Source organism: Rhizobium sp. BK418, from assembly GCF_004341105.1.
Classification (GTDB): domain Bacteria; phylum Pseudomonadota; class Alphaproteobacteria; order Rhizobiales; family Rhizobiaceae; genus Rhizobium.
Genome location: NZ_SLZK01000011.1, coordinates 62,295 through 88,128 on the forward strand (window position 1 = coordinate 62,295; position 25,834 = coordinate 88,128).

Genomic DNA, 25,834 nt, shown 5'->3' on the forward strand with positions numbered 1-25,834 from the left:
GGCCCCCGCATGACACTAGCCGCCTCCAGATGGCGGAGCGTCCGGCTTCGGTCTGGACCTTGGGCGTCTTCTTCGCCCGCAGCGTGTTCGAAAAACCTGTTCAAGGGCAACTTCCACTGCGCTGCGGTTCACGTCGTCGGGGCGGTGGATCGCTGTTCTGGGTGCCGAGGAAAGGAGAAGATCGAGCTCGGCCCGATTGCCACCGAAGCGAGCGATGTATCTAAGAGCTTGCTGTCGGCTGATTTGATAATGCTCGGTAAGTTCCTCGGCCGAATATTCGCGGTCGCTCATACTGATCTCCTTTCTGTCAGAAACTTGCTGGCGGTTCACTCGGTTCCCCACAGGCGCGCATCGTCGGAGCGATTTTCGCTTCTTTGTGCCGGCTGGAACAGAAGCTGACTCAGTCCGTTCTCATGCGATACCATTCATGGGGAATTCTTCGCGCATGACAATCAGGGCAATTTTCCCGCAGCTTCGTCGATGGGAGCTGCCTGCCGTGGCAGCCTGCGTTATCGTTTGCAGTTGCCTTCCAGTCTTTGCAGCCGATGGTAAGTCTACCGGTCCGTCCGAAGCGCTCTTTCTTGTCCAGATCATCATCCTCGTGGTCATCGGCAGGTTGCTCGGTGAGGCCATGGTCCGCATCGGACAGCCGTCCATCATGGGCCAGATCATCGGAGGCATCCTTCTCGGGCCCTCCGTTTTCGGGTATCTCCTGCCCGGCGCGCAGTCGGCGCTCTTTCCCGCGCTCGACACGCAAAAGGCGATGGCTGATGCGGTGGCGCAGCTCGGCATCCTGTTTCTGCTGCTCCTGGCCGGCATGGAAACCGACCTCGCCCTGGCGCTGCGACTGCGCCGGGCCGCGGCGGGCGTCTCGCTGACGGGCATTGTCGTGCCCTTTGCGTTCGGCTTCGCCCTAGGAGAGCTCCTGCCCGCAAGTCTCTTGCCTAACCCGGATGCGAGACTTGTCACCTCGCTTTTCCTCGGGACAGCGCTATCGATCTCGTCGGTGAAGATCGTGGCCACGGTCGTTCGGGAGATGGACTTCATGCGGCGCAATGTCGGCCAGCTGATCGTAGCCTCCGCCATCATCGACGACACCGTAGGGTGGGTGATTATCGCCGTGACGTTCAGCCTGGCGCAAAACGGTGCCGTCGATCTTCCAACCTTGGCACAAAGCGTCATCGGTACGGCTCTCTTCATGGCCTTCAGTTTCACGATCGGGCGACGCATCGTCTTTGAGATCATCCGCTGGACAAACGACAGGTTCAAAAGCGATCTGCCGGTTCTAAGCGCTATTATCGCGATCATGGGAGCCATGGCGATCATTACCGACGCCATTGGCGTCCACACGGTGCTCGGTGCCTTCGTCGCTGGCATTCTCGTCGGGCAATCCCCCATTCTTACCCGTCAGATCGAGGGGCAGCTTAGGGCACTCACGACGGCCCTTTTCATGCCGGTCTTCTTCGGTCTCACCGGCCTGCACACCGATCTGAGCGTTCTCGCTGATTGGTCTATCCTGCTTCTGGCGGTCGGACTGGTCGTCATTGCCAGCCTCGGCAAGTTCGGTGGCGCGTTTGTCGGGGCTAAATTCGGCGGCTTCTCCAACGCCGAGGCCATCGCCCTTGGATGCGGAATGAATGCGCGAGGTTCCACCGAAGTCATTGTTGCTTCGATCGGCCTTTCGGTCGGTGTTCTCGACGAGCGGCTTTTTTCTGTCATCGTTGCAATGGCGGTGGTCACGACGATGGCCATGCCGCCGACGCTCCGTTGGGCGCTCGCGCGCCTTCCGATGCGCAAGGAGGAGAAGGATCGTCTCGAGCTCGAAGCCTTTAAGGAACAAAGCTTCGTATCGCAATTCGAACGGATCCTGCTTGCAACCGATCACTCCGCAAGCAGCGATCTGGCGGCGCGGATATCGGGGTATTTCGCAGCGCTGAGGAAAATGCCGGTCACGGTTCTCGATATTCGGGGAGAGGACGGCCGAACGGCAGATCCGCAAGATGCCAAAACCAACGCCATCGGCGCGCAACAGATCAGCGAGCGTGTGAAGGCGACTGCCGAAACGGCGGTCGAAGCGCAGGACGAAGTCGCAGAACCGGGTAAGGGCGACGCGGTTCACGTCTCCATTCGGGACAAGGACGGTAAGCTTGAAGAGATTCTCACGGAGACTGCCGAGAAGGGCCACGACATCATGCTTTTGGGCGTCGAGCCGGCAGACAGCGAAAACGGCAAGTACAGCGCACAACTCGCCGGGATGATCGCGGCCTTCAAGGGTACAATAGCGATCGTCGCAGCGCGTGGCATCATCCCGGAAAAAGATCGGGACTTGCGTATCCTCGTGCCTATCAGTGGCACCGAACGGTCGCTGAGGGCTGCGGAATTCGCCTTGGTCGTTGCAAAAGCCACGGGCGCTGCGATAACCGCGGTCTATTTCCGCGACCCGACGCAATCGACTTCCCTTCCTCGGGTCAGCGACGCAGGGAATGCCCATATGGCTGCCTTCGAGCAATTGGATCGAATCGCGTCCTTCTACGAGGTTGATGTCGAGAAAGTCGCCCCACAGGCTTCGGCACCGGAACTTGCCATTCTCAAGCTGGCCCGAAGGGGACGCTTCGACCTCATTGTCCTCGGCGTCAGCCGGCGCGCGGGCCGGGAACTTTCGTATGGCAGTGTCGCCGACACTTTGGCAGAGACCGCCGACCGCTCATTCGTCTTCGTCGAAACATAGGCCTTTCCACTCCCACTCCATCCTTTTACAGCACCCCCAATCGGCCGTCGTTCGGTCGGTCATCAAAAACACCAGGAGCGACGATCCGGCTGTGGCGAGGTTCAAGGAAGCGCTGCTTGGGAGACTGGATACGACCTTTCGAGCTCAAGAAATTGCTGCACTTGGAAGGGGGGCTGAATTTGAAGTGTTGGTGAAAGCCGCGGTTGGCACGACGCTGTCGGAACGGCTTGAAACCTCTGGACCGCCCGCGGAGCTCCAAAGTTCGAAGGTTCTCCCTGTCAGCATGATTCTCCACGAGCTCATCACCAACGCGATGAAATACGGGGCCGCTTCAGTACCGGGCGGAAAAATTTACGTGACGTGGGAATTGAAGGGCGGGCTCCTCGTGTGCCAATGGCGGGAGGAGAATGGGCCGCAAAGCTCAAAGCCTGTCAGCAAGGGGTATGGGACTGAATTGATTGAAGGACTGGCGTCCCACATCGGCGGGAGCGTGGATCTTACCTACCCTCCCGATGGATTCACTGCGACACTTAGAATCCGAATGTGACGTCATAGGGCGGCCGCCGGCGCGAAGGCCGAGGGTGCGATCAAGAAGACGAGTTCTTTATTGCTCATGGAGACCTGGCCGCCGCAGGATCCCGCAATCAGGCTTCGGCTGGCAGACGGAGCGCCGGTCTGCACTCAGATCAAGGTCCGGCGCTTTCGCCGATCTTCGTCGATCGGGAAAGGGGAGAACAGACCTCCAACGACGGCACGGGCGAGCTTCCAACCTCACCAAGGGCAGCCCGCCGGGCCTGAAGGTGCGACCCGCAGAAATTGGACGAGCTGTGGGCTGGCTCTCTTCCCGAATCTGTTTGGCAGTCCGCCACCTGGCGTTCCATGCTGCGCCAACGTACGCGCGGAGGCCGGGCTGCTTGCAAGTTTGGCACAGAAGCCTATGTCAGATCGCTGAACGGACAACTTTGGGATATCGCTTGAACAGAGCTCGGCCAGCGCTTCTTCTTCTCAGCGCCTCGCTCATACCCGTCATCATTCTGGCGGCCGCAATCGGATGGCTGTTTGTTGCCGAACAGAGACGCGCCCTCGACGACGAGGTGCGGGTCAGGGCCGAGACGATTGCAACGGCCGTCCAACGGGAACTGAATACCCAGATCCAGCTGTTGTCGGTCATAGCGGATTCGCCACGCTTCGATCTTCCAATCTCGCGCTCCAGTTTCGCAGAAACCGCACGCCGTCTGCGCGAACGCGTTCCGGCCTGGGACCAGATCCGCGTTTCGGACGAGGCGGGCAACGTCGTCCTGGCTCTTCCGCCTCTCGACCCCTCTGCAAGTCGGCGGGTCATCGACGTCGAGAGCCACGACAGACTGCTTAAATCTCAAGAAGCGGTTATAGGAAACGTCGTCATCGGACAAAAGGGCCAACCCGCCTTCGCAATCAGAGTTCCGATCGAAAGGAAGGACCGGCTGCGGGCCGTCCTATCGGCCATCGTGCGCCCGGCCATGGTCACGGACCTGCTTCGTGCGGGTCTGCCCGACACTTGGCCAGCCTGGATTGTCGATGGCCAGGATCGGTTGGTCGCATCGACCGGAGCAGCCGACCTCGCCGGCACGGTGGAAAGCGAATATGCCCGCTTGTCAGCCGCAGACGCCGGTTCTGCGACCCTCAAGGGGGGCGACGACCTTCATATCGCCGAGGCTACGCTCAAAGAGACGCCGTGGCGCGTGAAGGTAGGCATTCCGGTTGCCGAATACGATCGTCTGGCCCGCAAAGCTTTGTTGCTGCTGGTTGCGGGCTGCTGTTTCACGCTCCTGCTTGCAGGTGCGGCAGCATTTCTCCTTCAACGGGAGGTCAATGCTCGCAATCGGGAACGAGAGAGCGTGGCCAACTGGCAGCGGATGGACGCCTTGGGGAAACTCACCGGTCAGGCGGCGCACGATTTCAACAACCTTCTGATGGTATTTCAGTCGGGGATCGAAGGCATCAAGCGACGCAGGAACGATGAACAGCGGGTGACGCAGCTCCTTGGTCATATGTCGGATGGTGTCGCAAAGGGGAAGGTGATCACTCAACGTCTCCTGTCCTTTTCGAGGCGCTCCAATCAAGGGGCCGCGCATGTCGAGCTGGAACTCAAGCTTTCCGACCTCAAGCCGCTTCTGCGACAGGCTCTCAACGATGCCGTGGTGATGGATGTCAATCTTCCGGATGATCTCTGGCCCGTTTATGTGGATCCTGCCGGTCTGGAAATCGCGCTGATCAACCTTCTGACCAATGCACGCGAAGCAATGCCAAATGGTGGCCGTGTGATTGTGTCGGCGCGAAACGTACCGGAAGGTGTAGTAGAGGATCCCACTCTTCGCGGAGCGTTCGTGGCGCTGAGCGTGACGGACACGGGCAAGGGCGTCGATCCCCCCGACCTGACGCGCGTATTCGAACCGTTCTTCTCCACGAAGGAAAACGGGCGGGCCGGACTGGGATTGACGCAAGTCCACAGCTTCGCCCGAGCAGCGGGCGGCGCGGTCAAGGTCTCCAGCCTTGCCGGCCGCGGGAGTGCCTTCACCCTTCTACTCCCGAAATCCAACGCAACACGCGTGCCGAAGGAGGGCACAAACACGGTCCTTGACCTCCCGAAAACCGTTCTGATCGTCGATGATACGCCGGCGTCTCTGGACTCGGTCCGGCTTGCCCTGGATGGATTTGTTCAGACGATCCTCACGGCCGCGAGCGGGGCGGAGGCTCTCGCAATCTTGAGGAGCCATCCCGACGTCCAAGCCGTGATAAGTGACGTCATGATGCCTGAGATGTCGGGGATCGAACTCGCCGAGGTAATTGCCCGCGACTATCCACGCCTGGCGGTCGTGCTGATGACAGGGTATAGCGACCAGCTGGAGGCTGGTGCCAATGTCACCCGCCCGGTCGTCGCCAAGCCGTTCAGGAACGAAGAGCTGGCCGCGGCGCTGACGACAGAGCAATCGAAGATCCTTCAGCTCAGCAATGTGGTCCGCCTGGACACCTCGTCACGAAGTTGAGTGGATCCTCGTGAAAAACAAAGATCGCGAGTTGTCGGCTCCCGGCTCTTGCGCTGTAATGGCATGTGGCGATCAATCATCCTCATGGTCAAAGGGCGCGTCGGAAATTGCCCAGAGGCAAGTCCTTGTAGTATCGGCAGCCGCCGCCGATAAACATAGCGGCGAGGAACGGGGGCCTGCACCCGGTCGATCTGTCACAATGGCTGGAAAAGACACCGACATAAAGGATCCGGTGAATACAAGCTGTCAATTGCCCGACGCGGCAAGAGCCGCTAGCCCCTCCGCGAATTTTGTCGTGTCGAGGCCGGTCTGTTCGGCCTGAACGAGATTGTCCTGCAGGTCGGCCTCTTTGACGGGCCTGGCAAGCGTGTTTGCTGCCGCCCTTGCGACCAAAGCCGCGTCATCCTCGCCGGGCCTTCGCGTCAGCGCGTCGACTGCCGCAATTACGCTGGCTGAAAATCCTTCCTCGCGGAGTCGATCAATGGTCCAGCCAGCGGCCTTTTCCGGAACGTCGTGGAGGTAGGCGACGATTTTTTCCTCCTCGTTCATCACCAGATCCGCGACACGCTGGCAATGTTGGATGTAGGGTTTCCCGGTCTTGTCGTGTTGCCCTTCGTGGGCATCCATGGCGACCTGTCGTGCATGATCGAGGTGTTGTGCCAGCTGCATCGGCTCGCCTTTCCTGGTGCGGAGGGATAACGCGCGAGAACCTGGCGAGGTTTCCCAGCGGCGAGAACATCGCACCTCGCGGAAGCCGAATACCGGCATTGCCGGATCGCCGGCGGTGCATTTGAGCGCCGGTTCGAGCTTGCCGATTCATGTTCGCGTCGAAAACGCTGACCAGCGGTTTGCTCTCCATCAGTCTCAAGCGCGAAGTTCCGGAAGAAAGGCTGCCATCGACAAATCCTACGGACCGGCAGCCATCGGGTGGTTCGACGAGACCGATATTCGCCAACCGTCAAACGGCCAGCCAGTTGCGCGAATAGGGGCTAGCGTCCCGCAGAAGAGGCGCGGTCGGCGGAGGGCCGCTATCAAGTGGACTGCGCGCGATTCCCGAAGCGGTCCTACGTTCGGGGTATCGAATTCAGGACGTCAGAACATAGCTGTGGCTTGATGGCGTCAGCGGGGCTTCGATCTGAAGAGCCTTCTGTTAACGGCTGTGACCGCGATCTTGCGCGGGCCTTCTGCGGAGCTCGGCGGCATCGGCCAGAGGTTCAATCGGCTCGTATTTGACAGAGCGCTTGGAAAGCCGACTAAGCCATAAGCTTCAAGAGTTGCTGGCCGGCAGTCGGCTTGGACACAAATGTAACGCTTGCGTCCTCGTCCTTGTGCGACAGCTTCACAATCCCCGACGTCACGATCAGTCGCATCGATGGCCACTGCGACCGTACGCTCGCGACAAGTCCGAGGCCATCCATGCTGCCAGGCATATCGACATCGGCATAAAGCGTATCGATCGGATTGTTCTTCAACAACACGAGCGCCTCGTCCGCGTTCGCCGCCTCAAGCGTCCTGTATCCCGCCTGGTTAAAAAAGTTGACGATAACACCGCGTAGTTGAAGCTCATCCTCGACAACGAGAACACTGCGCGGTCCAGGATCGGGTCTTGCATGCATCGACCGCTCAAGAACCTCATGGCCATCGGTCGATGCCTGTGTTCTTTCGAGAAGGTCGCGTTCGAAGACTGCCTGATGCCAGTGATTTTCGTGCTGGCCAACCGGTTTTCCCGCATCTTCCCAAAGGTGATAAGCTCGAGCTGCGATCCATTGGTCGCGATTGCTGGACATCGGCGCCGGTCTCCATTTCAAGGCGGCAATCTAACGCCTCCAAGCGACCGGGGTTCCCCCATACCGCCTTGATTCACATGCACAGTGTTGCTTGGTACGCTAGCGGACGCGCTGCTCCGGTTTCGCCGATCGTCTCGTGAGGTTTGCGCCTCGTGTCTATGCCGGTGATCTTCAATAATCCCTCCACCGCACACGCTTGCATGCGCAATACATGGAGCGTGCATCGTAGCTAACTCCGTGCAGGAAAGACGGACGATCGAGGTTTGGTCATGCGCGACGGTCGAGGCCGACCGTTCGATCGGCGAGCCGCGGTGCGTTATCAGAGGAAACCGCCGACAGACACTTTGGCTGCCAGGACACGTCGATGCTGCCCGTTCTGGAAAGACGCTCTGGCGACCAACCTTCATCACTTGGTTTCAGAGCAATCAGGTGTCAGTGGATAGTCGTTACCGACCGGGCTTCAGAAATTGTTGTCAACGTTGCGATGAGACCTTCCGCTTCGTGAAGAACTCGCTTCAATAAGGTCTCCTCCATCTCGGCAATTTCGGCAATGGTCGCCGACATCGACACGATCAAGCTGTCGATCGACACACAATCATCCGCCGGTGCGGCTCTGAGCGCGCCCTGCCGATGGTGCATCAATTCACGAATGATACGCATTATGATCGTCCGGCGTTCGCGTTTCGTCAGTGACGAAAGTCGAACCTGGGCATATTGGATATCCATTATGAGAGAAGTCATCATCGCCTCCCCCTGAACGACGCGGATCAACCATAACGCCGGCCTGGACACGCGGACACGGACCTTGGTCCGTGGTAGAACCGGCCGTCCGTTACCGTACAAAGACTCGCTGACGAGGCTCGCATAGGCCTTATGCCCGGCACAAAGGGGCCGCGTCGCGGTTTCGATCTCGGACCAACGGGAAGATTCGGGTGAAGACTGCTAATCCTCGTGTGGGCGATTGTCTGCGGAGAAACAAACATGAACTCCGTCGTGGGGCACGGCCCCAAAGACGGGATCGGCTGGACAGGAGGCGGAGGGTCTGTGTCGTTGGGCTGAAAGTTCGACCGCCTCGCAACATCTTCGGCTGGGAAAAAAGGAGAAGAAGCCTGCAACAGGAAACAAAAGGCCTCTTCTCCTGCTGAGGTTGCTCCGTCAGCGATCGGAAACTAGCGTGCCGGTCGCTAATGTCGACAATCGGTCCGCTAGCGTACTCGCCGCGCATCGGCGTCCACCGCCATCATCCCGGCCCGGCTGCTAGACATAACAAACGTGATTTCCTTGGATGCCGGCAATTCAGACGCAGGTGATCCTGAACAAAGCCGCAGACCTAAATAAGTACTCCCCCTGGTATCCGGGCGAAAAAGCTGGCGGCCCGGTTTTGGACGATGCCTCCTTCAAAGCAAAGTCGGACCGCAGATAAAACGCGCATCTGGAATAGCCGGACCTCTCATGTCCCAGTCATCCCTTCGTAGAATCGATCGTTGGCAAGTCGCTAGATCGGAGTGACCGCCATCGATTGCCGTCAATTCCACCGACGTCACCTTCGTCGCCGCTTGGATCGAAATTGGCCAAGCGTATCACTTTTAGCGCAGCAGGCCGTCTTTATGAAAGTCGTCCCATCCTTTCAATCCGCCAGTGTCGTCAGCGGCCTGTTTTGTTCGCTTGCCTTTGTTGTTCTTCAGCGAGCGCGTCAGCTTGGCATGGTAGGCGGCGCGCCTGCGGTTTTCTGCCTTCGCCGCGGCGTCTTCCTCTCGCCATTTGTCAACGGCAGCGCGGTCGAGCAGATCTTCAACAACACGTGGGTTGAATACGTGGAACGTGATCCTTCTTGCCCGTCCCTGCAATCTGACAGTTCGCGTTCCAGCGCTTGAAAGGCGACCATCCTCCAGCCAACGCTTTCTTTCCGAAGCTGTGATGGTAAGGATATCCTCGATCTCCCGAGGGATTATCGGAAGATCCGCGATGTCCTCCAACGCCTTGGAGACAGTCGACGCGGCCGCGCGAAACGCAGCCCTCGACGTCTCTGGCATCGTTAGGATAAGGCCTGCCGCCTGCATGTCCAGCGACTGCCTTAGTGGGGGCGGCAGCCGGGAGCGAATTTCCTGGAGGATTCCCTTGACCCGGACAGCGGACCCGAGTGTTGCCGCCACCGGAAGTGACCACTCCCGGATCAACTCGAGACCGTCGTTTTCTTTGGTTTTCGACTTTATCTTCGGCATAGTCGGGCAAATGGGATCGGAGTGGACGCGCTTCAACAGGGCTCACGCTCGTTTTCCACCTCTGAAGAGCCGCTTTTTCGACGCCGAAGCGGACTAGGCTGCCGGTGCAAGGGCCTGCAGGTTTAAAGATTGTGCTCCAACAAGCTGTGCCACCCGTTCACTCGAGAGATAGGCGTTCCTGCTTCGTCACCTCGGACACACGGGGAACGTGATATGGGCACGGAAACCGCCGGGATAGGATCTTGAAGACTTTCGATCCTGACGACCAGGCCAGTGCAGAGCGCTCGCGAAACCGGCAGATCGATGCAGACGTCACGACACCATTTAGGAAAACGCCGGATGCGGGGCGGCTGCAGGCTCCTTCAAGATCGGGCCGCAAGCCCGGCGCGGCGCTCTAGGAGCCTCCAAGCTCCTGATCGGAGACCGTATGGTCTTTTCGGAATTCCTCGATCTGCTCGGGTTCCCGATCGTCGAGGTGTGCGACCTCGTTTTTGGCATCCCCGTGGACATGCAGAAGTTCGTCAAGCTTAGCGTGGATGGCCTGGGTATCCCTGTGCTCGGCGCGCTGAATGAATAGTGTCATCAGCCATGTCGCAAGAGTGGCGATGCCGTGCCATTCGAGCGTTTCCGGACTCAAGAACAACCAGGAGACGCCGTATATTGTGACGATCGCGAATGCCCAGGGGCTTGCAGTCCACGATCCAAAGTTGGTCAGCCATGAGCGCCATTGCATCGGAGATCCCGCCGTTTTGAAATGAACTTCGTGGTGGCCTCCATGTTCCAGAAGGCGCTGAAGAATGATCACGGCGTCAGAGGCCAAAGCAGCGCATGCTTCTCGTCCGACCGATCCCAAACCGGATTTGCCTTTGATCGATGACTACTCCGGCGCGCGGCCGTATGAAAAACGGACCGATCGCCCGTGGCCACGGCCACTAGGCGAGCTTGATGACGTCCTTGAACTGCACGGTGGCGAGAACACGTCCTTGATCGTCGGCGATTTCGAAGCGTGTGCCGTCGATGCGCTCCTGGCGGGTGACGAGTTCGGCAACCATTTCCCGCGCCGACTTTTCCGCCTCGCGACGAGCGATTTCGAGCGATGCGAGCTCAAGGCCATCATTGTCAGGCTCGTCGCCGTCGTGTGATCTCATGTGGAAGAAATACCGCATTGTTTTCTCCATGCTTTCGGCAGAAACGGCGAAGCCGAAACACGGTTCCATCTCGAACCTGCAATCGTACGGAGACGACCGTGAAGATACACAAACTCAATGGCCAGACGCGCTGCCAATGCTCAAAGGGGCGCAGCATTTCGACGATGACTGTGAAGCAGCTTGCCTCAGGCCTCCGAGATCTTCTTTAAGATCCTGCACCCGTCGAAGGCGATACGACCGGAGCCAGCCGAGCTGGTGCGGGCCATTGAACCAGCGGCTTGCGGACAGATTGGAGACCCACCCTGACTGGTCTAGCATTGGTGTTTCACCAACGGGTCTAGACCGATTTCTGCCCATCAGTCGTCGCCGTGCTGGCCGAGTCAAGGAAGTCCTCTCTGGGATCAGGAATCTTCCCGTCCGGTGTCAGGTCGTCGACAGCTTTCGGCAGGTCGCGCGACAGACGCTCCAGAATGTCCTGACGTGAAAGGCCGGTCTTGGCAGACAATTCGTTGAGAATGTCGGGCCCAAGTGCCTGCGAGAGCTGATCGCCGTTGATTGCCGCGTTCGGGCCCGGCTGCACCCAGGTTTGCGCCGTCTCTCCATGCCCGTTCTGCTGGAATGTCCTCAAGAGGTCTGCCAGGCCACCGCTTACGATGCCACCCGTCGTCAGTCCGCCGAGAAGATCGCCGAAGCCCCCCGGGCCTCCAAAGATCCCGCCAAGACCGCCTGTGGACTGCGCGGATCCGGCTTGTGCGGTCTCTCGGTTACTGCCGGCTTGCGGATTCTGTACGCCTCGCAGGATCTCTGCGATTTTATCCCTGTTCTGATAGCCCACCACGGCAAGAACGCCGAGAAGCGCCTTCATCGGTCCGCTCATCATGATTTCGTCTCCTTCATCAAGATCGGTCGCGTGCGGCTCCCGGCCGCTTTTTTCGGTTATCGCGGCTCGGACCAAAGTCCGACCTTCTGCTTCTGCCGGAACCGGACAAACCATGTTCGCGTTACCGTCGGCTGGAAAGGAGCATCCATGAGCGACCACACGTCATCAAAAATCTTCTCAAAGTTTGCAACTGCCATCGCCGATCTGTCCGGGAAACCAGCCACGTTCGTACTTGCGGTGGCACTCGTTCTCGCGTGGGCGGCCTCCGGACCGTTTTTCGACTATTCGGAGACCTGGCAGCTTGTCATCAATACGAGCACGACGATCGTCACATTCTTGATGGTTTTCGTCCTCCAAAACTCGCAAAACCGTGACGGCAAGGCTCTGCAAGCAAAGCTGGACGAACTGATCCTGACATCGCAGGCCCAGAATAAGTTCGTGGGCATCGAGAAACTCGACGAGGAGCAGCTTCGCGAGATGAGCCGAAAGCTTGCGCAGAAAGCGGAATGCGTTGAGGATGTCGCGGACGATAAGGCCGAAGAGCGGGCGCGCGGCCCGGTTTGAAACAGAACCCCCTCAATCGATGCGTCAGCGCTGACACGTCCCTATGGCAGGACTTGAATCAGTTTGTCTTGCTCAGGAACGCGAAGCGATATCCGTCGTCGGACGTTGTGGGGCAGCCATCCGAAAGGCGGGGGTCTTTAGTTGGTCGATCAGGCCTTTCGCAAATGCATTAAGCAGCGGAGCAGCCAGTAAGGGCGAATTTTGGACAGTTGCGCTCTTGGATGCGGGCCGCAGGCCGTTTGGAGGCCTGCGGCGGAAGTAGTTGGCGAAGATTACGAGTTTTGCGATGACAGGTCGGCTGCGCCGCGCGAAGCCGACCCTGGTAGTTATCTAAACCCGAAGAAGCTCAGGACGGCCAGGATGATGACGACCGCGCCGACGAGCCAGATGAGGTTGTTCATGGGACTTCCTTTCGGTGGTTACTGCTGCGGCAGGATGATTTTCTGATCGGTGGTGCTTTTGACAGGTTTTTGGCCAGGCACGTGCGACATCGTGCGCGTGGTGCTCTGAAGCGCTTGCCCGTCAGTGCTCGTCTTCGTTCTCGACTTGCTGAACGTACCCTTGTCGACCGCCTGTGCGTTCGTCTGCGCCTTCAGTTTATCGTCGTTGCCGTTGACATGCGTCTTGCTCATCGCCTTGCCGTCGTCGCTCGCAGCGCTTCCGCCGGAGCCGATGGACAAGGTTGTGCCGTCGTCGGTCTGGCAGACACCCGCAGTCCCGACAGAGCTTGCGGACGTGCCTCCTGCCGACGCGCTTCCGCCCGTAGCGACGGTGCCTGCCGCGTTGCATTGCTGTGCCGAGACAGCAGCCGTCGCCGACAGGAGCGCGAGCGCCGTCGCGCCGACCAATTTTGTGGCTTTCATGTTTTTCTCCTACTTCTTGGGCTTGGTGACCGAGCAGGTACCATCGGACCGCTTGGTGATCACGGTGCCGTCAGGTCGTGTGACGCTTGCGGTCGAGAAGCTGTCAACACTTCCTGATCCTGCCGCTGAGCTCGATGCGGACGACGAGGACGACGTTGATGGCCCCGTACCGGTCGTCGTGGATGATGTGACCTTGCCGTTTCCAGCCGTCACCGTGGTGGACGTGCCATCCGAAGAGGACTGCGTCTCAACCAGTGTGCAGGTCGTTCCGTCGTCAAGTTTGATTTCCTCGGCTCCGGCCTGGGCCGCAGCAAGAAGAGCGGTCCCGCAGATAAGTGCTTTGACTGTAGTGGACATTGTCTGGCCTCCTAAGGCAGATGGCCGGCGTCCGAAGGCGCCGGCCTGAGCAGTTAGCAGGATTGGGTGGAACCGCTCTTCTTGGCTTGGCCGGGAGCGCAGCCCTTCTTTCCATTGTTCTCGTGGGAAGAGCCTGTCTGGCTTGCGCCCGTGCCGACGGAGCTGCCGCTCTGGCCGTTACCTGCCGAGGACCCGCCCGTGCCGACCGACGACGCCGAGCCCGCGTCCCCGGAGCCTGCGGCCGACCCACCGGTTCCGACGGAGCTGCTGGAGGTGCCGCCGCCTGCCGAGGAACCGCCCGTTCCAAGGGTGGAAGACGAACCTGAACCGGAGCCGGCCGACGATCCGCCCGTACCGACGGTGCTGCTGGAGGTGCCGCCGCCTGCCGAAGAGCCGCCGGTACCCGTGGTCGACGCGCTACCCGAAGGACAGTTGGTAGCGCCTGCGCTGCAGTCGCCGCCGGCGGAGCTTCCACCAGTACCAACGGTGCTGCTCGAAGTTCCGCCGCCTGCCGATGAACCGCCCGTACCGACCGTGCTCGAAGACTGGGCAAATGCGGTGCTGGCCAGAAGGGCTGCTGAGAAGGCGATGGTGGCTGCCTTGAACATGGAAATTTCCTCTATCGAATGTTTGATCACTGCCCGGTCGATGCGACCTTGGGCTCTCAGACGAACGGCGGTTCCTGGTGCCGGTTCCTTGCCCCGGACTTCAGTCCGGGGAATGCGTCGGACCATGGTCCGATGGGCCACCGCTTCCCGTTCTGGATCTTCAATCAGCAGAGGAAAGGGCCTGATGCTCTGGTGGCTACTTCGCCGTGGTCATGAAAATTGTGGCCGGCCTGGCGGTAAACCGCGCTTAGGAAGGGCGCATCGGGACGGCGGGTCGGCCGTTGCGCCGCAGGTATTCCCTGCTGGCTCCAAGATCGCTACCGGTTGTGCTTACCGATCCAACAGGTCGACCGCTCGCGTCCTCGAATGCGACCGTTCCGGCCGACTATCTGATGGCAATCTCCCTCTCTTTCAGGCCCGATTTGAGCCGATCGATAAGATCATGGCGGGTTTCCGACCATTCATGGGTTGCCGCCCAGTATTCCACCTTGAGCGTGGTTTTGTCAGCGGATAGATCGTCGGAATAAACGCGGGGGCTTGGTTCGCGTCGGACCCGCTCGTCGGAGGCGACGATGGCGAGCAGGGTTCGTTTCGCAAGATCGACATCGGCATCGTTGTTGACCGCGATCGACAGTTCCTGCCGGCGTTCCGGCTCCCGGCTATGATTGATGATCGGCGTATTCCACAAGGTGGAATTGGGCGCGAGCAGGTAAAGGCCGTCGGCCGTTCGCAGTTCGGTCGCAAAAAGACCGACCTCGATGATCTTGCCCTTGATGCTCGCGGTTTCGATATATTCGCCGACCCGGAACGGGCGCAGGACGAGCAGCATGATGCCGGCAGCAATGTTCTGCAAGGTGCCTTGAAGGGCCAAACCGATGGCGAGGCCGGCGGCGCCGAGAGCTGCGACGATCGAGGCTGTTTGAACCCCAAACTGTCCAAGAACCATCACGAACACAAGGATTAGGAGGCCATAGTGCAGGACGTTTTCGAAGAAGCGCGCCAACGTTTCGTCTATGCCGTGAATCCGCGACAGGCCCTTATAGGCCCATCGGCTGACAAGACCCGACAGGATCCATCCGCCCACAAGCAGCACCAGAGCGCCCGCAAGCGATAGTCCATAATGAATGGCGAGCGCCCCCAACTGGGCGAGCGCTGTCGGCGTGGCGGCAATCGATTCGGCTGTCGTTTCCATCATCTGCTTTCCGTTTGACATGAAACCGGCCGCTCGAGGCGGCCGCATTTGCCCTCAGTTCGATAGGTGGCTGCGAAACATTCTGCCCAATATGATGGGGCAGGGCGTCGCGTCAGCTGCGTCCGAGAAACTTGAAAGGCAGGCAGGAAGTTCCGACTTCCAAACGTAAGGTGCGCTTGACGGATGGATGCCGGATATATCTCTCTTGACCGAAGTTCTCTTGCTCCCAGGCGACGATGTCGGCGTCCTGCCGAGCTGTCTGACAGCCGGCATAAGGGCAGAGTCGCAGAATGGGCAAGCGCGGATCAGCGCGCGGCAAGATCGCCTATTCAGCCCACAGCGCCAGGAAGGGCTGATCGTTCATGAAGCCGATCGTGATGGAGTCGGAAAGACCTATCCTTTCGCCGCTCCACAGATTGCGATAGGGCCGATTGGCGAGGGTCGGCGGCAGAGCGATGCTGCACCGTGTCGGGGGAGTTTCGCGCGATAGCGCACCCGCAGTGAACCGGCTGAAGACGAGGCGGGGGGCAATGATGACCAGAGCGTTCTGTGCGTCGGCACGTGCGAAGGCGAGCGTCCTGGCCGCGTCGTCGCCCGTCGCCACGAGAGGCAGGTATTCCCCCGTCCTGAACAGCGTCGGCGCCTGCTGTCGAAGGTGAAGCAAGGTTGCGACGAGCTGCTGTTTGAAGCCCTGGCTTTGCCAGTCAGAGCGCGGAGAAGTCGGCGTTCCATGCTCAAAAAGCAGTTGTTGCAAGGTCTGGAAATCGGGTTCGCGGCGGTTGTCGGGATCGACAAGGCTGAAATCATGCCCCTCGCACCCTTGGTAGATGTCGGCAACGCCCGGTGCTGCCAGCTTGATGAGCGTCTGGGTAAGGCTGTTTGCAAGACCTGACCGGACGAACGGTTCAAGCGTGCCAACGAAATCGATCAGAAAAGCCCGATTGGCGGTGGAAAGCAGATTGCGCGCGTAGGCCATGACCGCCGCCTCATAGTCCTCGTTCGGCTCGCCCCAGTTCGTCCGCAGCTTGGCTTCCCGGAGAGCCTTCTCGATGAAGGGGAGGAAGCGTTTCTCAAGGGCACCGATGCCTTTTTCGTCGTCCGCCCTGAGATCGGTCGGCCATGCGCCGGCGAGCGCCTGGTAAATCATCCATTCGACAGCCGGTTCGGGCGCAGGGCCGTCGGCCAGGCTCTGGATACTCAAGCGATTCATGCTTCGCCAGCGGGCGACTGCCTCGGCCCAGATACCGGGCGCTTCGGTAATGGTGTAGAGGCGCGCACGGGCGTCTTCACCGCGCTTGGTATCATGGGTGGATGTTGCGGAGAGGCCATCGGGCTGCGTAACCAGACGGTTGGCCATGTCGGTGTGGAAGCGCTCCAAGGAGAAGCTTGACGGCAGCGGCTCTCCGCCAACCTCGTTGAGCGCCAATGCCACGTGCAGACGGTAGAACAGCGTGTCTTCCACGGATTTGGCCATCAACGGACCTGTCAATTGTTGGAAGCGGGTTCGAAAGTTCAAGGCTGCGGCGCTGGCGGGGCCGTCCACTTCTTCCTTCAGTATGCGCTCGATGAAACCGATGGCTTCTGGATCGGCGTCGCCACGTCGCTGACGGACCGACTGGAGTACGTGTTCCAGCATCGTCCGGCTTTCCAACGGCAACCCGCGCGAACTCCCGTAGGTACGGTAGACGGGAAAGGCTACGAGCAGCTCCTTCAGGGCGGTTGTCACCGATGCGTCAGAAAGGAACGGTTCGTGCTGGTCCGACGCGCGGACCTCGAGCGCGAGGCGGACAAGGGCGGCGAACTCGCCGGCGAAATTTTTATCCGCCATCAAGAGTTTCGCGGCGCGCAAGTCCCGCCTCGGGTCCACCGGCTCGCCCGTCACATGTGCGTAGGCGTCGTGTAGCTTTTGCAAACCGCCGCCATCGACAAGCGCCTGGCTGATGGAAGCGATGAATTCATAACCGGTCGTGCCGGAGACCGGCCAGTCTCGGGGCATCTGCTCGCCGTGAGCAAGGATCTTCTCGACGGTGATGTAGCAGTCAGGACCTGCCTCTGAGCGCAGGCGGCGAAGGTAGGCCTCCGGATCCGCCAGTCCGTCCACATGATCGACACGCAAGCCATCGACGGTGCCGTCACGCACAAGCTCGAGGACGAGCCGATGGGTGTCGTCAAACACCGCCTCGTCTTCGACCCGCACACCCGCCAGGCCGGTGATTTCGAAGAAGCGGCGATAGGAGAGGTCTTTTTCCGCGTCCCGCCAAGACATCAGCCGATAGGGTTGCTGATCGTGAAGGGCGGCTATGCCCGCCTTGTCCGAAATCTGCAAGACGCCTTCCCGCCCAGCATAGCTGGCCGGGGTCAGCGGATAGAAACTCCCGAAATAGGCGAAGGCCGGCTTGCCGCTGTCGGGATCGGTTTTCAGCGCAATGTCGCCGGCCGCCAGGACCGCCTCGAAACTGTCGCCGAGGAATGGCAGGGTCAGGCGGCGCGACCAGTCTATGTCGAAGTGCCGGGCAAACTGGCTCTTCTCGCCCAGCTCGATGACATCGCGCCACCAGGCGTTTTCAAGGGACGCAGCCATATGGTTCGGCACGATGTCCAGGATGAGGCCGAGCCCCTCGGCCTTGAGAGCCCTGGCCATCCGGTCGAACCCGTCTCGACCGCCGATCGCGGGATCGATTTCATTGGCATCGACCACGTCGTAGCCATGGGTAGAGCCGGCCGCGGCCTTGAAGATCGGCGAGGCATAGAGATGACTGATCCCGAGGCGCTTGAGGTAGGGGACAAGCGCGGCCGCGCGATCAAAGGTCATGCCATTGCGGAACTGTAGACGGTACGTGGCGGTCGGAATGGTCATGGGATCCTTCGAGACGGTATGGAATGATTTTGAATCCGCCCAGAAACTTGCGCCATCTGCTCTTGTTCCCAATCCTGGGGTGCCAGCGAACGAAAAGGGCCTCCGCGTGGGCTGAGGCATGAGCGCGCGTGCGTCAACCGCCAGCCTTCACCGCGTTTGTCCCATCTGCGCGCGACGTCGCAAATAGCTGAATACCGGGGAATGACCGGGGGCGACGTTTCGACGCCATGAGTATCGAACAGTGAACGCCTTGCTCGAGAAATTCGCATTTTATTAAATATGTCGGGAAATACTCCGCTTCGAGGGCGATCTAAATCTGGACAAGCGAGTTCATCTCGTGACCACGAAGCGGAGACTGCCATGTATCAGCGTACGGTTCTCATCGTCGAAGACGAGTTTCTCATCCGAATGGTGCTCGCCGGCGCTCTATCGGACAACGGCTACGACGTGATCGAGGCTGGAAACGCCCTCGAGGCGGTGGCCATCCTGGGGCAGCAGAAGATCGACGCCGTCGTGACGGACGTTGACATGCCCGGAGGCCTCAGCGGGCTCGATCTCGCCAGGATGATCTCGTCCATCCATGTGAACGTGCCGGTGATCATAACGTCGGGCGGACATCGTCTCCGCGCCGAGGACCTGCCGGGTGACGCCGTCTTCGTTCCCAAGCCCTACCGAATGGACGCGATCGCGGCGATGGTCGGGGAGATGACCGATCGGTCGAACCTGCGGATGGCCGGCTAGGCGAAGTCTCCGATCCTGCCGGACTGGAAAACGATCTCCGGTTCGCCTTCCTCGCCGACGACCGGATCTCCCTCGCGCTTTCACACGACGACGCCCGCATGCGTAACCGCCAGCTCGCGCGCCTCTTCGAGGGCAGCCTCCTTTGTCGCAGCTCTCCGCGGTCCGAAAGCTCTGACGGGCTGGTCGCGCTCGTCGAGATCGAAGGCGAGCACGTAGAGCGTGACGAAGGTACCGGGCATTCGAAGGTTCTCCGTGGAGTCCCTAAACGCCTTGCCGGTGTATCCGGTTTCGTCGCTGCCACCCGTTCTATCGTCGCCCGGCATCACGCATCACCCTGCTTGCCGGAGTCGTTCAGGCAAGATGCCTCGGTTCAATGAAGGCTGGGCCGACGACTCCTTCCAAATGTTCACCTGGCGCAGCGCCAATAAAAGTCCGATCAGCCGTCATCTCCAAAAAATCCCGATCGATCCAGGAACTATCCGAGCGAGCGCAGGTTTGTGGCGCTCATGGGTGAACGGCCAGCTGCTCGATCTTCCCGAGTTTTCGGGTGCCGCTCACCGGCCGATCGACCACGACGAACAAGGAGAGACGCATGCGCGCGCTAGTCTGGCACGGCAAGGAGGATATCCGCTGCGATACCGTATCGGACCCCGAAATCGAACATCCACGCGATGCGATCATCAAGGTCACGAGCTGCGCGATCTGCGGCTCCGATCTTCACCTGTTCCATAATTTCATCCCCGCCATGAAGCCGGGCGACATCATGGGACACGAGATGATGGGAGAGGTGGTAGAAACTGGCTCTCAAATGAACGGCCGCCTCAAAAAGGGCGACCGGATCGTTGTTCCCTTCACCATCAACTGCGGCGAATGCGACCAATGCAAATGCGGCAATTTCTCCGTTTGCGAACGGACAAACCGCAAAAAGGAGATGGCGGACAAAGCGTTTGGCCACACCACGGCGGGGCTGTTCGGCTACACCCATTTGACGGGCGGCTATCCCGGCGGTCAGGCGGAATACTTGAGGGTGCCGTTCGCCGACGAGACGCACATCAAGGTTCCAGACAGTCTCACCGATGAGCAAGTACTCTTCCTTGGCGACATCTTCCCGACGGGGTGGCAAGCAGCTGCCCAATGCGACATCGAGCCGACCGATACTGTCGTGATCTGGGGCTGCGGCCCCGTCGGCCAGATGACGATCCGCAGTGCCGTGCTTCTGGGAGCCAAGCAGGTGGTTGCCATCGACTGCATCCCGGAACGTCTTTCCATGGCTGAAGCTGGGGGTGCGATCACCATCAACTTCAACGATGAGAGCGTCATCGAGCGGCTGAACGAGCTGACCGACGCTAAAGGTCCTGAAAAATGCATCGACGCGGTCGGGCTGGAAAGCCACGTCTCGATGGGCCAGCCCGATACTCTGTTGGACCGCGCCAAGCAGGTGGTGATGCTGGAGAACGACCGTCCGCATGTTCTGCGCGAAATGATTTATGTCTGCAGGCCGGGAGGGATCATCTCGATCCCCGGCGTCTATAGCGGCCTCGTCGACAAGATCCCTATGGGCATGGCGATGAACAAGGGCCTCACCTTCCGCATGGGGCAAACGCATGTACGCCGGTGGACGGACGATCTGCTGCGGCGCATCGAGGATGGTCAGATCGATCCCTCCTTCGTCATTACCCATACCGTCGGGCTCGAAGACGGGCCGGAAATGTACAAGGTGTTTCGCGACAAGCAGGACAGCTGCATCAAGGTCGTCCTGAAACCTTAAGGAGGGTTCCGACATGGCATTTCTCAGCAGCATCACCCGTTCAGAAGGCGACCCCAAAGTCATCAAGTCGGGGCCAAGTTCGCTCAGCTCCTCCGATCGGCTGGCGCGCGATCTTGGTTGGTTCAGCATTGGATTGGGGATCGTCGAAATATTTGCAGCCAGGAAGATCACCCGTGCGCTCGGCCTGCGCGGCCACGAAAATCTGGTCCTCGCTTTCGGGTTGCGGGAGATAACATCGGGGTTCCTTACGTTGTCGGTCGACAAACAGGTGGGGCTTACCAGCCGGATCGCCGGTGACGGGCTCGATATTGCCACCTTGGCAGCGGCCATGCGACCCGACAATGACAAGCGGGGCAATGCAGCACTGGCGTTGATCATGGTTGCCGGCATCACGCTTCTCGACATCGCGGCAAGAGGGACGAGCACGATCCGCCATGCCCGCTACAAAGGTCAGCGACGGGACTACGCTGACCGCAGCGGTTTCCCGAACGGGGTGGAAGCATCGCGCGGCGCCGCCCGCAGACAGCTCGAGGATTTGCGGGCGACTTCGGACAACAAAAGCAGGCCTGCCACGAGGCAGGCCGGTGCCGGTGACGGTATGGAGCATTGATCGCAGGAGCGCCTGGGCAAGCCGGCGCGAGCGAGCCACTGAAGCGTCGGAGGCGATCACCTTCGAACGGCTTCGCAGATCCCCAGCGGGAGGGGAAAGTTGGATCTTGAACAGCTCCTCGGCGTCGGTTGATGTTCGTCTTCCTCGCCGACATCTTCTCCACCGTTCTTTACGCGTGCGCCGGCACAGGGTTGCTCGCCCCTGTTTGGGACCGCCTCGTCTGGACTTGCATCAAGGGGGCCTATGGTTGGCGATCCTAATAGGATGCGGCGGGTCCGTGTCAGATGGGTATAGCTGTCAATCAAAGCCTGTAGCTGATGCAATGATCAGATTGAACGCGGGACAGCGCAGGTCGCGAGCAGCGACGCGGCGAAAAGTCTTACACTCGGCTCCGGCGGCAGCGGGACTGTGACGTCATCGGCGCGGAGGAATGCTCACCACCGCCGGTGGCAGTATTGGCGCGAGTGGTGCAGGGGCTCGAAGTGCGCTGGCTCGACCCACGCTCTCGGGCACTATTCCGGCTGCACAGGAAGTTTGCGTTCTGTCTTTTCACGTTGCCAGAAGCCGCGGGCGACCTACGACATGCTTTGCAGCGATGGCCCAGTCGGTGGGTTTCATGAAGATTTTATCGTTGCGGTAGAATGGCGGGAGGAGCCTGTCGTCGGATCCGGTGACGAAGGCGAAGGGGATGTGTCGCATCTTCAAGACTGCCGCGACCGAATAGACCATTTCACCTGACAGATTGACATCAAGCAATGCGCCATCGAGGCCGTGTTCGTGTTCGGCGATGTCGAGTGCCGCGGAAACAGAGGAAACGGACAGAACTTCCGCTCCGAGCGAATTCAACCGCTGTCTGGCATCCGCCGCGACGTGGTAATCATCTTCCGCAAGCAGGAACCGATAACCTCCGAGAGCCGATTGGAGCGAGAACTTCTTGTGCGCAACGAGGCGACAAAGCGCTTCCAGACGCTCCGGGCATACCAGGCCGCGCCGATACATTTTCATGACGCAGCTCGCAAGTGCGGCCCTGTTACCCGCGCCGGGCGAGAACCATGGTTCCGAGCTGATCTTCGTGAAGACCTGCCGCATCACCTGCACGTCATAGTGAGAAAAAATGCCGTGAGCCAAAGCAACTGTCATGGCGACCTCGTCTCGTTTTGGAACGCAAGGGCATGTTTTCAGCTTGACAGCCGCGAATCAAGCTCGCTTCGTCAAGAACGTGGCTTTGGACTCTTACCGTACAAACTATCGTTTTCCGCGAAAGATCGCACCTGGGGCCGTGGTGCAGGCGCCCGCAACCTAGCCGACCTGCTCCACCGATAACGTCCCCGGTTGAAGCGGCTTGATCAAAGAGGTCGCCGACACAGTCGGATCGAGCCACTCTGCCCATGCGTCACGCTCGAGGATGACGATCTGGCGATCGTGGTAGGGCAGGATGTCCGGTCCCGGCTCCATCGTCAGCATCGTGAAAGCCTGACCCACATCCGGCGTATCGCGCCAGATGCCGGCGATGCAGAAGATCGGCTCGCCCTTCTTCGTGAACAGCCACTTGTCCTTGCGCTTCTTTTTTGGGTCTTTCGGATCCGTGAACTCGTAGAAGCCATCGGCGACGATCAGGCAGCGATTGGACGTGAACTCCCGTCCCTCAGAGCGGAAATTATAGACCGGCCGCTTGTTCGGCCCCGGCCAACTCCAGCGTCGCTGCACGAGCTCTGTCTCATCGCGGGCTCCGCCGATCGTGCGGATGATAGGGCCGAAGTCTGTGATCTTGATATCCTCGCGCGCCTGGAGGTTCGGTATGCCTTCATCGAACCGGATCCTGATCTTGAGATCGGCGAAGTCCTTTGCGATCGACGCGGTATCGACCATCAATCGGTAATCATTGCACATGGTTCCTCCCTTCGAGGCATCGATCGGTAACGGCGAGCCGCTGCAGGTGCAATATATGGTCGGATCGCGCGCTCGCCAGCGCAACAAGGAGATCTTCGGCCTCCACCCTCGGCAGACGGAAGGCCCAAGCAAGAGCTCGATCTTGTCCGCTGATTGCGTTCCTGGTATGTTCTTGGATATGAATGCGACCGTTTTTCAGTCCGATGCCCCTCTCGACAAGCGCCGGATCGTCGTCAGGCGCAACGGCAGCGATGTGGAGATGGTGGAACTGCCGTGGGGGCTACGAGCCCGCGATGGCCGTGCCCGCGCCGTCAGTGTCGTCCGATCCGAAGGCCGACGGTTCCCGACCCATCGCTGCCTGGTGCCAGCGTCCGAGTTTCGTCACAAGAACTTCAGTTTTTCGCTCGCCGATGGCGACTGGTTCTATTTCGCGGGGATCTGGCGGCCTGCTGCAGAAGATTGGCCTGAGGGCTTTGCGATCCTGACGATCGAGGCAAATCCTGATCTCGCGCCTTACCAAGACCGCCAGATGGCGGTGCTCAGACGGGATCAAAGGATGGCATGGCTCGATGGAAGGGTGCCGGAGGACGAAATCCTGCGCCCGCTACCTGAGGGGACGTTCCGTGTCAAAGATACTTCACGCGCGTCCGATCAGCCGGCGCTGGCAAGCTAGAGCGCCAGTCGCAATTGTGGCTCCGCCTCCGCAGCGCGTTCCAGCGAGGACAAGGTGACGCCGAGCAGGCGGATGCCCTTGCGCGGCGGGAAGATTGGTGCGAGCAGCAGATCGACGATTTCGTCGAGGTCGCCGATCACCGACAGAGGTGCGGAAACCGTCTTGCTGCGGGTGATCTGGTTGAAGTCGGCATATTTGACCTTGAGCGTCACCGTCTTAGCACCGATCCGGTTGGCCTCGCAGTAACCCCAGACCTTTTCGATCAGTGGCTGGAGCCCTTGGCGGGCCAGCTCATAGGCATGAAGGTCCTCGGAGAACGTATCTTCGGCGCCTACCGATTTGCGCACCCGGTCCGGCTTGACCTGGCGCTCGTCAATGCCGCGGGCGATGCCAAAGAAATAGGGTCCGGACTTGCCGAAATTCTGGACAAGGAATTCGAGCGTCTTCTCCTTAAGATCAGCGCCGGTATTAATCCCGAGCCGGCGCATCTTTTCGGCCGTCGCCGGACCCACGCCATGAAACTTCTTGACGGGGAGGGCTTCGACGAAGACCGGCCCGTCTCTCGGTGTGATGACAGCCTGGCCGTTCGGCTTGTTGAGGTCGCTTGCCATCTTGGCGAGGAACTTGTTGTAGGAAATACCGGCCGACGCGTTGAGCCCGGTCACCTGTTTGATCTTGGCCCGAATTTCCGACGCTATCTCGGTGGCGACTGCCATGCCTTTGAGATTTTGCGTGACATCGAGATAGGCCTCGTCGAGCGAGAGCGGCTCGATAAGCGGCGTATATTCGGCAAAGATATCTCGGATCTGCTGCGACACTGTCTTGTAGACGTCGAAGCGCGGCGGCACGAAGATCAGCTCGGGACATTTGCGCTTGGCGGTCACCGACGGCATGGCCGAGTGAACGCCGAAGGCGCGAGCCTCGTAGCTTGCCGCCGCCACCACGCCGCGTGCAGCCGATCCGCCGACGGCGATCGGCTTGCCGCGCAGCTCCGGATTATCGCGTTGCTCGACCGATGCGTAAAATGCATCCATGTCAACATGGACGATTTTCCGGACGGGAAAGGAGCTTACGTTCTGCATTCCAACTTCACGGATTGCGATGGATCGGCTGCAAAAAAATCACGTTGAAACAAAGAGAGAACATAGCAGGGTTCGGGGCGATATCAACGCTTTAATAAGCGCGTGACTGAGGAGCGACCATGAGCCGCCGAAGACGTCGTCGCGCGAGAACATGGCCAGGGACGATGCTGACGAGGAACTGATGACGGCGGGGCCAGCATTCGGTAGTCTATCGCGTTGTCACCGCTAAACTAAAGATCGGTTGGAGAAAGCGAACGAAGCCGCGCACGACGCCCTCGAATGGGATCGGCGGTTGCGCAAAGCCAAAACGCAAGGTCGCGCCTTGCTCGCTTGCAGACTGAGGAACAAGGTCGGCACCACTCGGTCCGGTCGGGTCCGGTAGATCGGCCGCGAGCCGAGGATAATATCCAACAGCTAGATGCGTTGGTACTGGTCTACCCGGCAGGCTGGCGGCGATAGCGCGCCAGCGCCCGTGCCGCGGAGGGGCTTGGGTCATCTGGGGACAATCCTATAGCGGCCAGCATCAGGAGGCGGGCCTCATGACGCAGCATAGCTTAGTCCCAGAGAAAATCCGGCCCGGTTGTCTGATAGGTCAGCCGCAAGGTCCCGTCAGGCTGAACCACATACCGTTCGAAGACACGGTACCCGAACTGCCCGAGAAAGGTGTTTTTGACGATCGTCCCAGGCTTGTAACGAGAATGGACGACTTTTCCGCCGTAAGTCAGGCTCCCCGGTAAAGGAGTGGGACCCGGTCGCGCTGTGGCCTCTGGCGTGCTGCAGCCGATGACCAATGTAGCGACAAGGAGGATCATCGCACTTGTTGTTGAATGCTTCACCG

25 protein-coding genes are annotated in these 25,834 nt (G+C 59.9%); 8 read left to right on the top strand and 17 right to left on the bottom strand.

The annotated features are described in order from the left end of the window. The first annotated feature begins 445 nt into the window (after positions 1-445). The 3 genes from EV281_RS29060 to EV281_RS29070 all read left to right on the top strand — a co-directional run bounded on the left by EV281_RS29060 (position 446) and on the right by EV281_RS29070 (position 5,754). Positions 446-2,728 (top strand): cation:proton antiporter, encoded by a 2,283-nt coding sequence (locus EV281_RS29060; RefSeq protein ID WP_132658174.1) that lies wholly within the window; start codon positions 446-448, stop codon positions 2,726-2,728. A 91-nt stretch (positions 2,729-2,819) separates the two neighbouring features. Then, the gene (locus EV281_RS29065; RefSeq protein ID WP_132658176.1) at positions 2,820-3,275 is read left to right on the top strand and encodes a sensor histidine kinase; all 456 of its coding nucleotides are present in this window, start codon (positions 2,820-2,822) and stop codon (positions 3,273-3,275) included. Between the two features lie 280 nt (positions 3,276-3,555). Further along, complete coding sequence (locus EV281_RS29070; RefSeq protein ID WP_245508398.1) at positions 3,556-5,754, top strand: ATP-binding protein; 2,199 nt, start codon at positions 3,556-3,558, stop codon at positions 5,752-5,754. A 246-nt stretch (positions 5,755-6,000) separates the two neighbouring features. On the opposite strand, the gene EV281_RS29075 is transcribed toward EV281_RS29070, so the two are convergent. From EV281_RS29075 to EV281_RS29105, 7 genes are all read right to left on the bottom strand, one after another. Further along, positions 6,001-6,423, bottom strand: a complete 423-nt coding sequence (locus tag EV281_RS29075) for an HD domain-containing protein (protein ID WP_132658178.1) — start codon at positions 6,421-6,423, stop codon at positions 6,001-6,003. Between the two features lie 584 nt (positions 6,424-7,007). Then, positions 7,008-7,541 (bottom strand): response regulator, encoded by a 534-nt coding sequence (locus EV281_RS29080; protein WP_132658180.1) that lies wholly within the window; start codon positions 7,539-7,541, stop codon positions 7,008-7,010. Positions 7,542-7,973: 432 nt separating this feature from the next. After that, positions 7,974-8,285 (bottom strand): hypothetical protein, encoded by a 312-nt coding sequence (locus EV281_RS29085; protein WP_132658182.1) that lies wholly within the window; start codon positions 8,283-8,285, stop codon positions 7,974-7,976. Positions 8,286-9,127: 842 nt separating this feature from the next. Then, positions 9,128-9,763 carry a hypothetical protein gene (locus EV281_RS29090; RefSeq protein ID WP_132658307.1) on the bottom strand — a complete coding sequence of 212 codons (636 nt, stop codon included), beginning with the start codon at positions 9,761-9,763 and terminating at the stop codon, positions 9,128-9,130. Positions 9,764-10,157: 394 nt separating this feature from the next. Next, positions 10,158-10,496, bottom strand: coding sequence for a low affinity iron permease family protein (locus EV281_RS29095; protein WP_132658184.1), 339 nt, complete (start codon positions 10,494-10,496; stop codon positions 10,158-10,160). A gap of 199 nt (positions 10,497-10,695) precedes the next feature. After that, complete coding sequence (locus EV281_RS29100) at positions 10,696-10,929, bottom strand: hypothetical protein (protein WP_132658185.1); 234 nt, start codon at positions 10,927-10,929, stop codon at positions 10,696-10,698. A 319-nt stretch (positions 10,930-11,248) separates the two neighbouring features. Next, positions 11,249-11,905 carry a YidB family protein gene (locus tag EV281_RS29105; protein ID WP_348631039.1) on the bottom strand — a complete coding sequence of 219 codons (657 nt, stop codon included), beginning with the start codon at positions 11,903-11,905 and terminating at the stop codon, positions 11,249-11,251. A 33-nt stretch (positions 11,906-11,938) separates the two neighbouring features. Here EV281_RS29105 and EV281_RS29110 point away from each other — a divergent pair, with 33 nt between their 5' ends. Next, entirely contained in the window at positions 11,939-12,355 is a 417-nt protein-coding gene (locus EV281_RS29110; RefSeq protein ID WP_132658189.1) for a low affinity iron permease family protein, read from the top strand. Positions 12,356-12,774: 419 nt separating this feature from the next. Here EV281_RS29110 and EV281_RS29115 read toward each other — a convergent pair whose 3' ends face one another. The 5 genes from EV281_RS29115 to treY form a co-directional block, all read right to left on the bottom strand. Next, on the bottom strand, positions 12,775-13,218 hold the full coding sequence (locus EV281_RS29115; protein ID WP_132658191.1) for a hypothetical protein: 444 nt from the start codon (positions 13,216-13,218) through the stop codon (positions 12,775-12,777). A 9-nt stretch (positions 13,219-13,227) separates the two neighbouring features. Next, positions 13,228-13,575, bottom strand: coding sequence for a hypothetical protein (locus EV281_RS29120; RefSeq protein ID WP_132658193.1), 348 nt, complete (start codon positions 13,573-13,575; stop codon positions 13,228-13,230). A 53-nt stretch (positions 13,576-13,628) separates the two neighbouring features. Beyond that, positions 13,629-14,183, bottom strand: a complete 555-nt coding sequence (locus tag EV281_RS29125) for a hypothetical protein (protein WP_132658194.1) — start codon at positions 14,181-14,183, stop codon at positions 13,629-13,631. Positions 14,184-14,568: 385 nt separating this feature from the next. After that, a complete protein-coding gene (locus EV281_RS29130) occupies positions 14,569-15,378 on the bottom strand; it encodes a mechanosensitive ion channel domain-containing protein (RefSeq protein WP_132658196.1) in 810 nt (269 codons plus the stop codon). Positions 15,379-15,700: 322 nt separating this feature from the next. Next, positions 15,701-18,232: a malto-oligosyltrehalose synthase gene (gene treY, locus EV281_RS29135; RefSeq protein WP_132658198.1), complete on the bottom strand. Its 2,532-nt coding sequence runs from the start codon at positions 18,230-18,232 to the stop codon at positions 15,701-15,703. Positions 18,233-18,592: 360 nt separating this feature from the next. Here treY and EV281_RS29140 point away from each other — a divergent pair, with 360 nt between their 5' ends. Beyond that, positions 18,593-18,973, top strand: coding sequence for a response regulator (locus tag EV281_RS29140; protein WP_132658200.1), 381 nt, complete (start codon positions 18,593-18,595; stop codon positions 18,971-18,973). Between the two features lie 80 nt (positions 18,974-19,053). Here EV281_RS29140 and EV281_RS29145 read toward each other — a convergent pair whose 3' ends face one another. Next, positions 19,054-19,212, bottom strand: coding sequence for a hypothetical protein (locus EV281_RS29145; RefSeq protein WP_245508399.1), 159 nt, complete (start codon positions 19,210-19,212; stop codon positions 19,054-19,056). Positions 19,213-19,565: 353 nt separating this feature from the next. Here EV281_RS29145 and EV281_RS29150 point away from each other — a divergent pair, with 353 nt between their 5' ends. Together EV281_RS29150 and EV281_RS29155 are read left to right on the top strand one after the other, a co-directional pair. Beyond that, positions 19,566-20,741, top strand: a complete 1,176-nt coding sequence (locus EV281_RS29150) for a zinc-dependent alcohol dehydrogenase (RefSeq protein WP_132658202.1) — start codon at positions 19,566-19,568, stop codon at positions 20,739-20,741. 13 nt (positions 20,742-20,754) lie between these two features. Continuing rightward, entirely contained in the window at positions 20,755-21,351 is a 597-nt protein-coding gene (locus tag EV281_RS29155) for a hypothetical protein (protein WP_132658203.1), read from the top strand. Between the two features lie 549 nt (positions 21,352-21,900). On the opposite strand, the gene EV281_RS29160 is transcribed toward EV281_RS29155, so the two are convergent. Both EV281_RS29160 and EV281_RS29165 read right to left on the bottom strand, forming a co-directional pair. Beyond that, positions 21,901-22,491 (bottom strand): response regulator, encoded by a 591-nt coding sequence (locus EV281_RS29160; RefSeq protein WP_132658205.1) that lies wholly within the window; start codon positions 22,489-22,491, stop codon positions 21,901-21,903. 159 nt (positions 22,492-22,650) lie between these two features. Continuing rightward, the gene (locus EV281_RS29165) at positions 22,651-23,241 is read right to left on the bottom strand and encodes an SOS response-associated peptidase (RefSeq protein WP_132658207.1); all 591 of its coding nucleotides are present in this window, start codon (positions 23,239-23,241) and stop codon (positions 22,651-22,653) included. Between the two features lie 178 nt (positions 23,242-23,419). On the opposite strand from EV281_RS29165, the gene EV281_RS29170 reads away from it, so the two are divergent. Continuing rightward, positions 23,420-23,914, top strand: coding sequence for an SOS response-associated peptidase (locus EV281_RS29170; protein WP_132658309.1), 495 nt, complete (start codon positions 23,420-23,422; stop codon positions 23,912-23,914). On the opposite strand, the gene dinB is transcribed toward EV281_RS29170, so the two are convergent. Next, on the bottom strand, positions 23,911-24,996 hold the full coding sequence (dinB, locus tag EV281_RS29175) for a DNA polymerase IV (RefSeq protein ID WP_132658209.1): 1,086 nt from the start codon (positions 24,994-24,996) through the stop codon (positions 23,911-23,913). The genes EV281_RS29170 and dinB overlap by 4 nt on opposite strands. A gap of 554 nt (positions 24,997-25,550) precedes the next feature. Further along, positions 25,551-25,808 (bottom strand): hypothetical protein, encoded by a 258-nt coding sequence (locus EV281_RS29180; protein ID WP_132658310.1) that lies wholly within the window; start codon positions 25,806-25,808, stop codon positions 25,551-25,553. Positions 25,809-25,834: the final 26 nt, after the last annotated feature.